Source organism: Paraburkholderia panacisoli (assembly GCF_008369935.1).
GTDB lineage: Bacteria > Pseudomonadota > Gammaproteobacteria > Burkholderiales > Burkholderiaceae > Paraburkholderia > Paraburkholderia panacisoli.
Window position 1 is genome coordinate 66,192 of record NZ_VTUZ01000009.1, and the last position, 16,104, is coordinate 82,295.

Sequence of the window (16,104 nt, forward strand, 5' to 3'; positions counted from 1 at the left end):
AGGAACCGTTGCGCTTGAAAAATCCCACCATCGGCGGGAAATTCAGAGTCTTACTCTCTACGCGGCGACGAACTCCGAGGTTGACATGCTTACCGTGTTGATGCCACGCCCGTCTCGGAACGTTGCTCTCAGCGTCGCCATATCAGGCGCGTCAGGAGTGGCAGGGATCCTTGAACCCGTTACGGGCTGCCTTAGCCTCCTCCTGGTTGTCCTGTTCACGCACTTTTTCGGCCGGAGCTTCGGGCGTCTGGCCGCTGGCTTCGCCTCGCTTGGGATAGCCGGCGTGGCGTTGGCTTCCAATCAGCCTCCTTTTGCCTCCAGTTCTATCGCCCGTTCCGCTGTCGCAATTGCCGCGGCCTGGCTGGGTGCGGAGCTTGTCTCCCGGCGCACACGGCTGCCGGACTCAATGGCCGGATTGAGGAATGCGTTTGACGAGCAAATCCGCCAACGAATCCAGACACTTCAAAGCACCAGCAGTCTCGTTCCCGGCCATATGTGGACCGCGCTGCCCAATGGCGACGTTGAATACCTGAGTCCCAGCCTATCCGAATACACAGGCATAAAAGAAGCAGTTACCTGCGACGCTTTCCGAGCCGCAATCCACCCGGAAGACCTGCAGGCAAACGACCGATACTGGCACGCACTCAGGGCCGGAAACGACGCAGGAGAGCTTGAGTTTCGGCTCAGGTGTATCAACGGGGAGTATCGGTGGTTCCTCTGCCGTGTCAAAGCAATCAGAAACGACAACGGAAGGCTACTACGATGGGTCGGGGTGGGCTGGGACATACACGACCGGAAGATTTCGGAATCTCTTCATCGAACCGAAGAGGAAACCTATCGGCGCATCGTGGACAGCGTGCCAGCATGCGTATGTGTCGGCGGGCCCACCGGCGAGATTCTCTACGTGAATAGAGTCGGTGTTGCCGCGCTGGGCAGACCGATGGAGGAAATAGTCGGTGACGGATGGATGAACTACATTCACCCCGATGACGTACAGGCCGCACGGCAGCAATGGAGCGCCCACATTGCCGCGTGTGAACCGGTCGATATGGCATTGAGAATGTTGCAGCACGACGGAGTATACCGCTGGCAGCGCCTTCTAGCCGAGCCATCACGCGGCATAAACGGGGACGTCGTCAACTGGTACCTCATTGGAATAGAAATCGAAGAGACCATCAAGGCTCAACAGGCGTTGACAGCAAGTGAGAGAGAAGCCAGAGAGCTCCTCGACCGGTTACCGGGCCGCTTCGCTACCCGGACAGAGCAAGATTTCGATTTCATCAATCGGCAGATTCTTGAGGAAGCGGGAACAACCCTTGAGGGCATGCAGAATCTGGGCTTTCTGCAATTCATTCATCCCGATGACCGCTCCAGAGTAAAGGAGGGCTATCTGCGCTCCGTTCGGGAAAAGAGCCCGTACGATACGACCTATCGATGGGCAGACCGCGACGGTAATTATCATTGGCGTCACTCGCGCTCCGTTCCTTACTTTAACGATGACGGAAGTGTCTACAAGTGGTATGCCGTGAACATGGATATCGATGATCTTTATAGATCCAAAGAGCTCATCCGTGAACGGGAAGTTCAACTGAACTGGCTGGCGGAGAACGTTCCCAGCCTCCTCTGGCGTACGGACTCCCAAGGCCGCCTGGAATATGTGAACAAGCGCGCTGAAGACTACACGGGACTACGGCTGGATGAATTGATATCGCACGGCTGGCTTCACCTGGTGCATCCAGATGACTTTGCGTCAACAATGGAAGCCTGGCAAGGTTCGCTCGAAAGCGGCAGACCTTACGACTGGGTCTATCGATTCCGCGCGGCCGACAACACGTACCGCTGGTTTCAATCCAAAGGCATCCCCATGCGGGATGCCAACGGTGATACCGTGAATTGGTACGGTCTTCTGATAGATATTCACGAGCGAAAGTTGGCGCAAGAAGTCCTTCGCACAGAAGAGCTCAATTTGCGAAGGCTCGTAGACGCATTGCCCGCGATGATCTGGAGGGCCACACCGCAAGGAGACGTCGACAGGTGGAATCGGCAAATGCTAACGTTCATGGGAAAGAGCGGCGAAGAATTCGACGGGGAAATGTTACTTAGGCTCATTCCGGAAGCTGACCGTCTTCGTGTCCGCTCGCGCTGGAGGCGGGCTGTCGAGGAAGGTGCGTCGTACCAGGACACGTATCCGGTTACTGGCGCCGATGGGAAACTGCATTGGTACCTCGCTCGCGGCGAACCGTTTCGGGATGAAAGCGGGCAGGTTCTGCACTGGTACGGCGTATGTACGGACATCAACGATCTCAAACAGACAGAAGCCGCGCTCGAACAGCGGGAGCACCAGCTACGAGAGCTTATCGAAACCATCCCCGCCATGCTCTGGTGCAATGATCCGCGAGGGGGACTCACTTACATCAATCGGAAAACCGCCGAATTTGTCGGCCTGAGTATTTCGCAGCTCACGGACCTCGGCTTTACGAAGACCATTCACTCTGACGACCTGGACAGCCTGCTTCAAGCGTGGAGACACTCGGTCGAGACTGGCGAACCCTACAGCCACGTTGCCAGGCTTCGCCGAAAGGACGGGGTTTACCGGTGGCACCAGCACACGGCTGAAGCGATGAGAGACTCCGATGGCAACATTGTCCAATGGTACGGCCTCAGTCTTGATATTGACGAACCAAAGCGCGCAGAAGACCGGCTCAGGCAGACCCAGGCTGAACTCGCCCGGGCGACCCAGATTGCCACGGTCGCAGAACTCTCGGCGTCCATCGCACACGAACTCAATCAACCTCTCACGTCCGTTATCGTTAATGCGCAGGCATGCAAGCGGTGGCTCGCAGCGTATCCGCCAAACTTGACGGAAGCCAGGGCTTCCGTGGAAAGCGTCGTTCGAGATGCCCGCTCCGCTGACGAAACCATGCAAAGCATCCGCGCACTGTTCAGGCGGCAGACATTCCAGAAGCTGCAACGCAATGTCAAAGACCTGGTTCTCGAAGCCGTACGGCTCCTACGGGAAGACGAAACCAGGAATACCGCCGACATCGAACTCGATTTGCCTGCTGGCCTGCCTCCGGTGTTCGTCGACCAGATACAGATTCAGCAGGTCCTTCTTAACCTCATCACGAACGGGATAGAGGCCACGGAAAACTCGGGACGCACACCCAGGATTCTGATTACCGCATGTTCCCTTGACGACGGGTCCGTGCTGCTCCAGGTCATCGATAACGGTTCGGGCATCGTCGGTGGCGACAGCATATTCGACTCATTCGTCACGACCAAGAGCAAAGGGATGGGCATCGGGCTGGCAGTGTCGCGCTCGATTATCGAAGCTCATGAGGGTCGTCTCACTGCCGCCAATAACGAGGGCTTCGGAGCAACCTTCAGCGTCGTGCTCCCAGTCTTGCCTGTGCAAATTGCCCAGCTGGAGGCGAGTGCCAAATAGTGCACCCGGGGGCGACGTTGCGCCGCTCTTCTCAGCGTGGACCGACCGACAATATCTTCAAACAATTCTATCCAACAGGTCCAACAACGCGTCCCCGTCGACAGGCTTTCTGAAGAATCCTACTGCGCCTCTCTGCAGATAGTAGCTTTCAGTATGTTCGCCCGGCTTTCCTGTGATGATGATGACGGGCATTGCGGAATCAGAATGAACCGCCCTCTCGAGCACTTGCATGCCGTCGATTGGCCGCATTCCCAGATCAGTAATAACGCATACCAGCCCCGCGTAGCCGTCGGAGAAAAAATCCAGCGCAGATTCGTAGACCCGTGTCCCATACCCACCAGAGGCAAGCAGGTTTGCCAGAGATGTCAGAACGCGTCGGTCATCGTCAATCACGGCAACGGTTCGAAGCGGAGGCGCGAGCATTTCTTTCCTCCGGGTCATGGAGTCTCACACAGCTTTAACGTTGGCGTCCGGCTTCGAACGTGATCGTCGCGTTACAGTCGGTCTCCGATAGACCTGCTGAATGTGCTTCTCATGCGCGCGCGCCGACAAGAAATTATAGCCATCGGAATCGTCGTCCGGAACCACGGATAGCGTGTTGGGCATTACATGTTTATGTAATGTCAGCACGCCATATGAAGTTGTAGGCACCCAGGAAGCCGTTGCGAATTCAGTTAAACACCCGCTTGAGGCGTGTCCGGCAAATCAAAGCGCAAGCGAGAGACAGGCGCGCAAATACGCGCCCCACGACCGATCGGCTCAGCTTTCGGCGATCGCCCGTCATCCAACGCCAAGCGGCTCTGTCTCAGTTGCTCGACACCGATCTCGAGCCCAAGCATGCGGAATATCGTGCGGAGATGTACTATCGCTTCTTCGACTTGCCCGGCCTCTTCGCGAGACCAAACATTCAATACATCCTTGAGCCGGGCTACACGCGCATATCCAACGCCATAGTCCTGGGCATGCGGACCGACATAAGCCTTCGAGGTGGTATGAACGAAGACGCCACCCCTCGCCGAGGTTCCATGCACGAAGTGGACACCATCGCATTGGCAGCCTCGCTTCTGTTCATGCACGGACAGACCACGGAAAAGACTGTCGTCGCGGCGCAGCAACTCGGGCGCACCCTTGGCGTACCGGTCAGGGTGTTGCCGCACTGGGACGAGCTCGTGGTCGAGCTTGATGACACCACTTTCTCGGAAATTGTCCCCGCCGCGCCGCGAGGCGTAGACATGGGCAAGGTGCTAGCCGTCCAGACGATCGTGCATCAAGTGTGCGACGGCACCATGTCGACCGCGGCTGCGCGCCCGGCCCTCGTAGCGGCAGGGCGCATGCCATCCGTCGGGATACTTCGCTTCGCCGTCTTTGCGGCCATCGGCGCGGCGTCTCTCGGCGTGATCTTCGGCGTGTACGATGTGGCGAGCCTGGCGCTGATCGCCATGAGCGCCGGCGCCGGGGCGCTTGTCCGTCGCTGGCTGGGGAAGCTTGGCGGCAATCCTTTCCTCGAACCGCTGTCCGCGGCCACGATCGCCGGCCTGATCGGCGCCGTCGCCGGTCGCCTCCACCTTTCAGACGCGCAATCACTCGTCGCGTTTTGCCCCTGCATGGTGCTGGTTCCCGGCCCGCATATCCTCAACGGTGCGATCGATCTCGCGCGCACACGGATCCCGCTGGGCCTCGCACGCCTGACCTATGCCGGTCTCATCGTGCTGATGATCTGTACGGGCTTGCTGATCGGGACGGGCACCGCCGGCGGCGCACTTCAGGCCGGACCGTCCGCGGCCGCGCCCTTCGCCGCCGATGTCATCGCCGCAGGATGCGCCGTCGCGAGCTTCGGGACTTTCTTTTCGATGCCGTGGCGCCTGCTGCCCCTGCCAATCGCCGTTGGCATGCTGGCGCACGCGGCGCGCTGGGCGCTGATCTCGATCTTGAGCGCCGATGTCCCGACCGCGGCGTTCTTCGCCTGTCTTCTGGTCGGCCTGATCGTCGCGCCGATCGTCGATCGCCTACGGCTCCCCTTCGCCGCCGTCGGCTTCTCTGCGATTGTCTCGATGATGCCGGGCTTCTACCTGTTCCGTGCCGCAAGCACGCTGCTTGAACTGGTCACCGTGGGACCGCGCGCGTCGGCCGAGCTGGTCCCGGCCGTCGTTGCGAACGGCGTCACGGCGTTCCTGATCATCCTGGCCATGACCGTTGGACTGGTCCTGCCCCGCATGCTGTTTGAGCGGTTCGCGACCGCGCGCCAGACCGCTTGACTGATCCTCTGCGAGAACGAGCGCCCGGACCGGCATGCTGAAGCATGCTTCTGTTGCGCATGATCCGGCGTCCGAGCCTGCTCCCGCGCGACGCTACCAGCCATACTTCAACTCCAGCCCAACATAGTCGGCGTTGCTCCCGCCCAACTCGCGGACGGAATCTCCGACCTGGAAATGAACGGCCTCAACGGCTGCAATCAGGTTGGTCGCCACGGTCCAGTCAGCACGTATTTGTGCGTAGGCGCCGGTCCATCGCGTGCCGTGGCCAGCGGTACCCGGGACGACAGCACTTCCCTGCTGATAGATGGCGTCGTTCGTGCTCATCCGCCATTGGAATCCGAGTGCGAACAACAAGGCCAGCTTGCTGGACGGCTTGAGAGTAATCGAGGGCTTCACATGGATGAGGTTGGCATACCCCGTGTAGCCCGCCAGCGTGAAGTAATATCCATTCGGGAACAGCGGATTGAAGGTCTCGACGCGGCCGTCGTTCAAATGACGGTCACCGGATGCCGCATCGACCTGCACACCGAAGCGCGGCTTCCAGAGGGAATCGAGCGTGTAACCGAGCAGCGAGCCAACCGCCCATGCAGCAATCGGTTTGTCGCCGACGTGGCCCGTTTGGTACATCGACTCCACGTCCCAATCCGTGGCAGCGATTTTCCCCGTATATCGCAGATCAAACACGTTGCGATGCTCATCGCCTTGCGCATCGAGGAACCTCGCACCGTCACGGGTGTAAAGCGAATAGTATCCAGACAGGTCTCCAGGCCCAACACCCTGCCGTTCGAAACGCACGCCGCTAAAGGTCAAATGGCTATTCGACGTGTCGTCGAATACCGTGACATCGCGGTACTGAACGGGCTGGGTCAGGTAACCGATGAAGCGCCATTTCTGATACTCGTAATCGGCCCAGATAGCGTCGTACGCCTGTCGTACGTTCGGACCGTCGCGAACGGAAATGAACCGTTGAAGGTCGAATGCCATTTCCTGGCGGCCGACGCGGAATTTCAGCGTTCCGGGCCCAAGCGGACTGACCCACGCAACAAATGCCTGTTCCAGATCGAGCGGATTCTTGTCAACAGGGGTCACCATGTCCTTGCCGAACGGTCTGGCATCTTCGAGTTGCGCAAAGAATTGAAGGTACGGGCCAATTCGCGCATCCGCACTGACCTGCGCGCGCTGGATCACGTAGGTATCCGGCTGTCCCGAGCCGATGCCGAATAGAGGCGCATTGTTGATTTCGAGGCGCTCGCGCAGATTGGCCCCGAGCGACAGATACGAATAGGGGTCAGCGCCGAGCGGAATATATTTCAGGCTGTCCAGTGGCTTGCGGGGCACACAGGGATTCTTGAGAACGGACCAATCTTCTTGCCAGCGATTGAACATCACGACCGGCCGCTTGGCGTCGCACGTCTGAGCCGGCGCGTCGGTCTGCTGAGAGGGTTGCCCCTCGTTATCCGCCCGCGTGTCCTCACAGAACCCGAGCGCAAGCCCTGCAACGGCAATCCCTATATATGCCGCGAGTTGCATCCCACGTGGCCTCCCGCCGTGTCAACATTGTTCTTTCTACCTCTATGGAGTGAAGTGCTCCGTCACCGCACGCCTCACGCACTCTTCGGATGTCGTCAAGTCACCGTCGATGCCCCTCCCTGTAGCATGACCAGCGAGTGCGCCCGCAGGAGTCAAGTGGCAAGCTTGCCTACCGCGTTCCTGTGCATCCAGGCGTGAATTGCCAGCCACGCGACCCCGATTACCGGCAACAGCAGTGCCCAGAAGCCAAAGTTTCTGTAAGCCAGAGCACCGGCGACGGCGCCGAGCGCGAATGCTGCAATTGCTGGAAGCATTTTGGTAATTCGCGTTCGTGCAGCAGTCTTGATGTCCGCCGCAACGCGTGGCGAACATATGTCGAGCGCATCGAGAATGACCTGCGTCACGTTGCCGGTCATGACGGTGTTCGGCACACCAGGCCGGGCGACAAGACGGCTGTGGGCGTTCTGGACACCCATCGCGGTCGCGCCAATCATCCCACACACGACCACTGCCCAATTTTCCGGATTGAACTTGGGTCCGAGCCTGACACCCGCAACGCAGAACGCCAGCAGCAGAAGCGCCTGCACGGCGTAGAGCATGCACGCGCCGCGCATCGGCGTCTCGGGGTTTGCGCCGCGAATGATGAAGCTGCTCAGCGCCACTCCCAGGATAAAAGCAGGAAACGCCATCAATTTAAGGAAGACGCCCTGCCCATACCCTGCGATGCCGCCACCAATGAGCACGAAATTCCCCGTCACGTGCGCGGTAAACAAGCCGAACAGCGCGACAAAGCTGAGCGTGTCGACATAACCAGCAGTCGCAGAGAGCAAATTATCGTCATTCATTGCTCACCCTACCGGGAAGCGTTAGCGAGGATCGGCTTCCCGGATATTGACACGCCTTTGCTCGTGACGCTGCCCTATTTCGCAACCGCGTGAATCTCCGCGATGTATCCGCCCGGGAACTGGACGATTGCGGATTCTCTCTGCTCCGACGTGAAAGGCTGCACGAGAACCGAAACACCAGCGGCCTGAGCCTTCTTCATGGTGTCATCGAAGTTCTTCACTTCATACCCGGTCATCTCGCGCCCGTGTGGGTACGGCAGATGTCCGTCGGTCACAAAGACGGTCATGTTCCCGAATCCCGACGTCAGTCGAACGCGCCGGAAGGTATCGTTCGCCCGACCGATTTCAACGCCGGGCGCGCTGTGATTGTCGGAAACCACCTTCCCGTGCGAGAACGCGACCCAGTTTCGGACGAGTGCGTCCGCACGTCCCGGCGAAACGTACACCCGGTTCTCCGGAACGGTCTCGAGCGCCTCGTAGTTCGGAGCCTGCGTATGCCAGTAGAGTTGCATGTGCACGCCGCCCGGCCATGAGATGACTGCATCACGCCCAATCGGGTCCGCAAAGGTATCGACCACGACGTCAGCACCATGAGCCTTCGCCGATTTCATCGCGCCGTCCATGTCCGTGACGAGGTAGCCGGTACGCTCGTCACCAAACGGATGCGGAATCGGTGTCTTGAAGCCGAACACCGAAATCGTACCCACCGGCGTGAAGACCAGTTGGGACATCGTCTGGCTCGGTGTCGGCGTCACCTGGAAGACGCCTTGCTGCGATTTGTGGCCGCCAAACGTAGCGACGACGCTGTCCGTGAACTTGTCGAAGTCCTCCGGTGCCACATACACGTGAGTGGTGTCGTACTGCGGCCCGACCGAGAAAGACGCCGACTGCGGCGTCCCAATGTTGGCCTTTCCGAAAGAAGTCGACGGTGCACTTGCCACCAGACCGAGAGCAAGAGCAACGGCGAGACCGAGGAATTGAAAGTTGCGCATGATAGTGAGTTTCCTGTCCTTTTTTTAGACGCGAGAGCGTCGCTCACCGCTGGCCAGATAGGTGAGCATCACGAAGGCGGCAACCAACCCCAGGTGCTCAAAGAAACTGTTCAACGCAATGAAGCGCGCCACACCTTCCAGACGCCAGAAGTTGTTCGCCACGAGCATCGCCACCACCGTCAATGCAGCCAGCGCTCCCGCTCCGAGCCACGTGAATCTGTTGAAGATGACGCACAGGGAGCCGGCAATCTCCACGAAGATTGCCAAGGTAGCCCAAAGCCACCCCGGATGGAGACCGAAGTGCACCTGCTCAGCGACCGCGGCGTCGAAATGCATCAGCTTGGTGACACCGCCAATGAGGTACGCCGAGACCACACAGATGCGGACCAATGGCATCACCCACGGTTGACGAAGCAGCGCCGCTACCCAGGATGGACTGTCCACCATTGGCCCCTCGCCCTAGACCGCCCAGCACGCGCATCCCAGCGCTCCCCAAAAGCCCGTGTAGTCCGACGTCGGCGCATTGCCGAGCCACGCGCGCCGATGGTCGTGGCCGTGAACGCGGCAAGCGCGCGCGCAGTCACATGCTGTCGACGCCACCTGCTGAAGCGGCGCGCCGGACTCGCCGCCCTGCTTCCACGCGGCAAAGCCGCCATACTTTCGCACCGGTGACCAGTCAGGCATCGCCGGAGGGGGCGGACTATCGTCCAGCGAGGCGAATTCGCCCGTCGCATACACAACCTTGCCTCCTACGACCGTAAGCAACGACGACGTTCCAGCGATGTCGTCCTCGGCGCAACCAAAGAAGTCGCGGTCAGGGACGATGAGGTCCGCGAGCTGACCCACTGCGATCTGCCCTTTCTTGCCGACTTCATTCGAGAACCAGGTGACCTTCTCGGTCCACATGCGCAGGGCCGTCTCACGGTCCAGACAGTTGCGCTGCGGATAAATGCGCAGGCCGCCGACCGTCTTGCCGGTCACCAACCAGGCGAGGGAGACCCATGGGTTATAGGACGCAACTCGTGTCGCGTCGGTCCCCGCCGACGTGTGAATCCCCTTCTCGAGCATTCGCGAAACAGGAGGCGTGCCCTCAGCAGCTTTCTCACCATATCGCTCGACGAAATACTCGCCCTGGTACGCCATTCGATGCTGGACGGCAACGCCCCCGCCGAGCGCGGCGATGCGGTCCATCGACTTCTCGGTAACGGTTTCCGCGTGGTCGAAGAACCAGTTCAGGCCGGCAAGGGGTGTGTCGCGGTTCACCTTCTCGAAGACGTCGAGCGCACGACTGATGGTCTCGTCGTATGTCGCATGCATGCGCCACGGCCAGCGATTCTCCACGAGCACGCGGACGACGCCTTCGAGGTCGCCCTCCATCTCCGGAGGCATGTCCGGGCGCGCCACCCTGAAGTCCTCGAAGTCAGCCGCGGAGAACGTGAGCATCTCGCCTGCGCCGTTGTGCCTGAAGTAGTCGTTCCCGTCCTTATACTTCGATGTCTTCGTCCAGTTGAGGAAGTCTTCCTTCTCACCCTTGGGCTTTTGCGTGAACAGGTTGTAGGCAAGCCTGATGGTCAGCAGTCCCTGGGCGTCAAGCTTCCGGACCACCTCGTAGTCCTCCGGGAAGTTCTGGAAACCGCCGCCGGCATCAATGGCTCCGGTGACGCCCAATCTGTTCAGCTCGCGCATGAAATGCCGGGTCGAGTTCAGCTGATATTCGAGAGGAAGCTTGGGGCCCTTCGCCAACGTCGCATAGAGGATGGCCGCGTTGGGCTTCGCGAGGAGCAACCCGGTCGGATTGCCCGCGCTATCGCGCACGATCTCGCCTCCAGGGGGCTCAGGCGTGTCCTTCGTGTAGCCCACCACTCGCAGCGCCGCGGCGTTCAGCAGCGCGCGGTCGTAAAGGTGCAGCATGAAAACCGGCGTGTCCGGTGCGGCCGCGTTCAGTTCCTCGATGGTCGGCAAGCGACGCTCGTCGAACTGGTGCTCCGTGAACCCACCGACGACACGTACCCATTGAGGCGGCGGCGTGATAGCGACCTGCGCCTTGAGCATCTCCATGGCGGTCGACAGTGAGCGCACACCATCCCAGCGAAGCTCCATGTTGAAATTCAACCCGCCACGGATGATGTGGAGATGGTTGTCGATCAACCCCGGAAGAGCTGAGCGTCCCTTCAGGTCGACCGTGCGCGTAGTATCGGACTTGAGCTGACTGATCTCGCTGTCGCCGCCGACGGCAACGAATCTACCGTCCCTGATCGCAACCGCAGTGACGGTTGGCTTCGATTTATCTAACGTGGTGAACCGGCCATTAAGAAGAATCAAGTCCGGCGCCTGCTGGTGAGATGTCATGAACGCTTCTCCTCAGACGATACTCCCGCCATGGGTCGAGGTCCTCCGGAGTTCCGGCCAGGCAAAGACCCAAACAGGTGTTGATTGCAATGCTCCTCCTTCCAGGCCACACGCAGGTTGGCTCCGGAAAGCATTTTCTTTGCAACCGGGAAGATCTGTTCGCCCGCGAGTATGCCTAAAAGGCCCACCAGGGCGACGATAGGAGGCGCCGGTGACGGCACGCCAATCAAGCTATAGACCACGCCTACCAGGATGCCAGCCAGCAGCGAAAGCACATACGCTTTCATCGACCAACCCTCCTCCAGTGCGCCGCAAGCAGTCACTCGCGACGACGAACACGAAGCCGAAAACTGGACGCGCTCCGGCACGATTTATACAAACTTCCGAGCAATACACATGATGACAAAGACAAGACGAGCAACCCGCTATCGAAGGACGACGGGTCTTTCGCTTTCCTCGCAGCTTATGACTTTCCATCTCCAAAGAAAAGCATCCTGTCGGCATCGAACACATACATAAAACCCTGATATCGCCATCCGCCGCTTCACATCCGGACAATGTGGACTATGCTTCTTCTGGACCACTAGACGGCATTGCTCATGTCTTGTTTCTCCAGCGAGAGGCACGTCGTTATTGGCTCCATTAGAGCAACGCGAGTGGCTCTTCCGGCGCTCAAATCTGGCGCGACGATTTGTTAGAACCTCATAGAACGGGTGGCATCATGAGCAAAGAGAAACTGGAAGTACTTACTCCGACCAACAGCCAGATCATCTTCATCGACCAACAGCCTCAGATGGCCTTTGGCGTCCAGTCAATCGACCGGCAAGTATTGAAGAACAACGTCGTCGGACTGGCGAAGGCGGCGAAGACTTTCAATATTCCGACGATCATCACGACGGTCGAGAGCGAAAGCTTCTCCGGCTTCACGTACCCCGAGCTGCTCGACGTGTTCCCGGACCAGCCCACGCTCGAGCGAACCTCGATGAACTCGTGGGACGATCAGAAGGTCCGCGACGCGCTCAAGAAAAACGGCCGGAACAAGGTCGTCGTCGCCGGCCTGTGGACGGAGGTCTGCAACACGACGTTCGCGCTCTGCGCGATGCTCGAAGGCGGCTACGAAATCTACATGGTCGCCGATGCATCCGGCGCCACGTCGAAGGACGCGCACGACTACGCAATGCAACGGATGGTCCAGGCCGGTGCCGTCCCGGTCACATGGCAACAGGTCATGCTCGAGTGGCAGCGCGACTGGGCGCGCAAAGAAACGTATGACGCCGTGATGAAAATCGTGAAGGAACATTCCGGTGCATACGGGATGGGCGTCGACTACGCCTACACGATGGTTCATAAGGCCCCCCAGCGCAGCGAAACAAAGCACGAGTCTCTCGCCGCGGTCCCGGCGAAGACCTGACGGGGCGCCGCATCCTGAGCTGAAACGGGAGGCTCGCAGCCGGAATCATCATTCCGGTGCGGGCCGTTCAGCGCAACGTCGATCGCTACGACCTGCATGCCAATAGTTCGCGATGGCCATCGAGCACGCTGATACGCGAGTCCGAGGAATTTTCGACCGATGAAACCTTATATTCTCTCGCTTCTTGGTGGCATTCTCGCCGGCGCGATATACAGCCTGATTCGCGTACGCTCGCCGGCGCCGCCAATGGTGGCCCTCGTGGGATTGCTGGGGATGGTTCTCGGGGCGCAAATCATTCCAACTGGACGTCAGCTTCTGGCGAGCACCACGCTTCCGTTTGCAAAAGCAGAGGTGCTGCAGACGCGCACTACGCATTCGCCACCTTCGAATAACGCTAGACTGATTTCGCGCACGCCCGCCAACGTCTCACCGAACTGAATCCAGCAGCCTTGCGTCGACGGCTCGGGGAATATGGGGTATGCGCCCGGCATGCGCTCTTGTCGCGGTGAACTGGTGCATGGCCCGTCGATGCACTGCCGGCCATGGAACCGGAACAACGCGCTGTAGTGCGCGCACATCAGAACCTGTACGCTGGCACCTCCTGTTCCATAAGTCCCGTTCTGAAACTCTGAATTTTGCAACTAGCGCGTTGCTTAGGAACACGCGGACGCTCACAATTACTTCTGCCTGTTCAATCTCTTAAGCAATCGCCCGAGTTTCAGACATCAAACAATACTCGTGAATTGACGCACAAAGTGAGTGGCTCCGCATACAAGATTTACGCAATGGTGAACTATGAACAGAAAAAAGATCGTTGCCGCTGTACTCGTAGGCGTCTGCTACGCCAACGCTGCGTTTGCGCAGAGCGTTGCCCCAAGTGGCGTGCAAAGAAGCGACCAATCAGCCAAGGCCCCGTCGAATTCAGACCCGCAGACCAGTCCTTCAGCTACGAACAAAAATAAGCATCATCGGACGCATTTTGGCACCCGAAAGAGCGACGCTTCTCAATCGAAGCCCAAGCTCAAGCCAGACTATCCCTGTCAGAACCTTCACGTTAAGTCAGAAAATTGCCCGCCAGCATAGAGGAAGATCCAAGGCGAGTGTGCGCAGCGCGTCGGCACGTGACTTGTTTCTTCCTTCGACGTCGCGCATCGTCGCGACACGATGTGCCCTGATACGCGTTGGCGCAAAACGGTTCGCTAACGACCCGGTCAAGGCATCGGACTGCGCCTTTGCGAACACCCGTCGTTTGAGTACTCTCGCAGAGCGCGACGCTCAGGCTGTGGCCAGTTCGCACCCGGCAGTGTCATCGACAAAACCGTGCTCGCGTCCCAGCCGCTCAAGCCGAGACGGCCAGTCACTTACCGCGCAACCGTCGTGAATGTCCTCGAGCTCGATCAACAGGTCGATCAATGGCCTCGACCGGACATTGACCCCTGACGCTGCGAGGGCCTGAAGCAGAGGACTGTCGGGATAGTTTTGAAAGTACGATATGCCTAGCTGTTCCAGTGCCGGATGGTAGTACTCCTCCCGAATCAGGCAGCCAATCGCACACTTGCGTCCCTGGTACCCGCGCAAACAGCATGATCCGGTTTCATCTTCTGACACCGCTTGCTGCGCGAGCATATGGCATCGTACGCGTTCGAATATTGCACAATCGTCCAACATGGCACTCACCCTTCAATCAAGGCATCTCGCGTTGCAATATCGAACTCGCGCGCAATCGAGCGCAGCCGGTCATTCCATTCCCAGACGCCGAACGCGTCATGCACGTTTTGCAGGCAACTCAGCAGCCGCACCGTGCGGGCGTCGTCGATATCGATGCGTGCCCGGCGAAGCGCCTTTCTAAGCGCCACAACACCAGTATTCATCCAGGCGGGAATCTCATTGCCCAGCTTGCCGATAAAGCGCACCGGCACGCCTTCCATCGCCGTGGTGTAGTCACGTAGCGCAATGAAGCCCCCAATCGGACAACCACCGCATGCACCGCGATATGCCCCTCCGCCACGAGGGAGTAACGCCGAGCGACGTTGCGAATTCAGGTGAGCGACCGCGAAGTCGAAAATCTCCTGGTGTGATCGAAACACTACGCGTTTCATTTGAGGCTCCTTGAGAGCGGGGGATCGGCCACGTGCATCACGCGTGCGGCGTTTAAACCTCGTGCGCCGCTTGCGCGCCCTTTGACACGTAAACAACCGAACCACGGCTCCTATTCCCTGACGCTGCGTCGAATGCAGCCGGCGCCACGCATCGCGTTTCACCAGAGGTGAGTGCCAATTTCTGGAATGTTTCCGCTTTCGCGGGACAGGCGGTACGCGGTGTCGCTTGCCGATCCGCGATCAGGTACGACGTTCCTGGCCCAAAGATCGTCGCAGGCCAGCGCAAGGGCTGGTCCAATCCTTACTCGCCGGCCCAAAAGGGGAAGCCGTTGCGGATCGCCAGCAAGCTCGGCGGGCGAACGTTCGTTGCATGAGGGGAGCGGATGTTCGATGTCCATCCGATAGCGCGGGCAAATGACCGTGACTGGCCACACCCGGAAGCTCGGCGCCAAAGCAAAGTCGCCCGACGCGGCTCCGCGTCGAACTCGTGCGGGCCGTCGCTGTTTTACCTCAGAGGAATGGCGAAATATTCGTCATTGCGCGCGTCACGTAAGTCTCCTTCTCCCCCACTGGCGCGACATAGTGAATCGCGCTGCGTGCAGCCTCGACGCCCTCCAGACGCGCAATGAGCCAGGCAGCCAGATACTGCGATGACAGGCACCCGCCGGCGGTCGCGACGTTTCGCCTGGCCACGAACGGCTGGTTGAGCACAGCCACACCGGCCTCTTCGACCCACGGCTTCGTTGTCAGGTCCGTGCAGGCGGGAACGCCGTCCAGCAGACCCAGCTTCGCAAGTATCAGCGTGCCCGAGCATTGCGCGCCCAGCAACTGGCGCGTCGGATCAAGCTTTAGCTGCGACATCAATGCGGCATCCGCGACGACGTCCCGGGTCTGTATCCCGCTGCCGACCAGCACCGCGTCGGCGTCGCATGCGTCCTTCAGCGACGCTTGCGCTTCCATCACCACGCCGTTCATCGAACGCACTTTAGCCGCCGGACTGGCTATCGAGACCCGCCAGTCGGGCCTTTTGACCCGGCTAAGAATGTTGAGCGCAATCAGCGAATCGAGTTCGTTGAAGCCTTCAAAGGTCAGGATGGCGATGTGCATGGCGTCCTCGTGTGTGGGTGGAGACGTTGTGTCACGCCATGGTAGGACCGATAATCAATACAATCAAATAA

At 59.4% G+C, this 16,104-nt stretch carries 13 protein-coding genes; 4 read left to right on the top strand and 9 right to left on the bottom strand.

All coding sequences use genetic code 11. From position 1 onward, the window contains the following. Positions 1-157 precede the first annotated feature (157 nt). Positions 158-3,445: a PAS domain-containing sensor histidine kinase gene (locus tag FVF58_RS15325; protein WP_188130827.1), complete on the top strand. Its 3,288-nt coding sequence runs from the start codon at positions 158-160 to the stop codon at positions 3,443-3,445. A 57-nt stretch (positions 3,446-3,502) separates the two neighbouring features. Here FVF58_RS15325 and FVF58_RS15330 read toward each other — a convergent pair whose 3' ends face one another. Beyond that, positions 3,503-3,868: a response regulator gene (locus FVF58_RS15330; RefSeq protein WP_149670748.1), complete on the bottom strand. Its 366-nt coding sequence runs from the start codon at positions 3,866-3,868 to the stop codon at positions 3,503-3,505. Between the two features lie 263 nt (positions 3,869-4,131). On the opposite strand from FVF58_RS15330, the gene FVF58_RS15335 reads away from it, so the two are divergent. Further along, complete coding sequence (locus tag FVF58_RS15335; protein ID WP_281291215.1) at positions 4,132-5,700, top strand: threonine/serine exporter family protein; 1,569 nt, start codon at positions 4,132-4,134, stop codon at positions 5,698-5,700. Between the two features lie 93 nt (positions 5,701-5,793). Here FVF58_RS15335 and FVF58_RS15340 read toward each other — a convergent pair whose 3' ends face one another. From FVF58_RS15340 to FVF58_RS15365, 6 genes are all read right to left on the bottom strand, one after another. After that, positions 5,794-7,230: an alginate export family protein gene (locus FVF58_RS15340; RefSeq protein WP_149670750.1), complete on the bottom strand. Its 1,437-nt coding sequence runs from the start codon at positions 7,228-7,230 to the stop codon at positions 5,794-5,796. A gap of 152 nt (positions 7,231-7,382) precedes the next feature. Then, entirely contained in the window at positions 7,383-8,075 is a 693-nt protein-coding gene (locus FVF58_RS15345) for a YoaK family protein (RefSeq protein WP_149670751.1), read from the bottom strand. Positions 8,076-8,149: 74 nt separating this feature from the next. Further along, positions 8,150-9,067, bottom strand: a complete 918-nt coding sequence (locus FVF58_RS15350; protein WP_149670752.1) for a glyoxalase — start codon at positions 9,065-9,067, stop codon at positions 8,150-8,152. A gap of 24 nt (positions 9,068-9,091) precedes the next feature. Next, entirely contained in the window at positions 9,092-9,514 is a 423-nt protein-coding gene (locus tag FVF58_RS15355; RefSeq protein WP_149670753.1) for a DoxX family protein, read from the bottom strand. Positions 9,515-9,526: 12 nt separating this feature from the next. After that, entirely contained in the window at positions 9,527-11,416 is a 1,890-nt protein-coding gene (locus FVF58_RS15360) for an amidohydrolase (RefSeq protein ID WP_149670754.1), read from the bottom strand. Next, positions 11,413-11,703 (bottom strand): XapX domain-containing protein, encoded by a 291-nt coding sequence (locus FVF58_RS15365; protein ID WP_149670755.1) that lies wholly within the window; start codon positions 11,701-11,703, stop codon positions 11,413-11,415. The genes FVF58_RS15360 and FVF58_RS15365 overlap by 4 nt, the downstream gene beginning before the upstream one ends. Positions 11,704-12,137: 434 nt before the next feature. On the opposite strand from FVF58_RS15365, the gene FVF58_RS15370 reads away from it, so the two are divergent. Further along, positions 12,138-12,827 (top strand): hydrolase, encoded by a 690-nt coding sequence (locus FVF58_RS15370; protein WP_149670756.1) that lies wholly within the window; start codon positions 12,138-12,140, stop codon positions 12,825-12,827. Between the two features lie 159 nt (positions 12,828-12,986). Further along, positions 12,987-13,265: a DUF1427 family protein gene (locus FVF58_RS54180; RefSeq protein WP_149670757.1), complete on the top strand. Its 279-nt coding sequence runs from the start codon at positions 12,987-12,989 to the stop codon at positions 13,263-13,265. A gap of 1,235 nt (positions 13,266-14,500) precedes the next feature. Here the strand turns inward: FVF58_RS54180 and FVF58_RS15390 are convergent. Together FVF58_RS15390 and FVF58_RS15395 are read right to left on the bottom strand one after the other, a co-directional pair. Further along, positions 14,501-14,926: a hypothetical protein gene (locus tag FVF58_RS15390; protein ID WP_149670759.1), complete on the bottom strand. Its 426-nt coding sequence runs from the start codon at positions 14,924-14,926 to the stop codon at positions 14,501-14,503. A gap of 510 nt (positions 14,927-15,436) precedes the next feature. Next, positions 15,437-16,033, bottom strand: coding sequence for a DJ-1/PfpI family protein (locus FVF58_RS15395; protein WP_149670760.1), 597 nt, complete (start codon positions 16,031-16,033; stop codon positions 15,437-15,439). Positions 16,034-16,104: the final 71 nt, after the last annotated feature.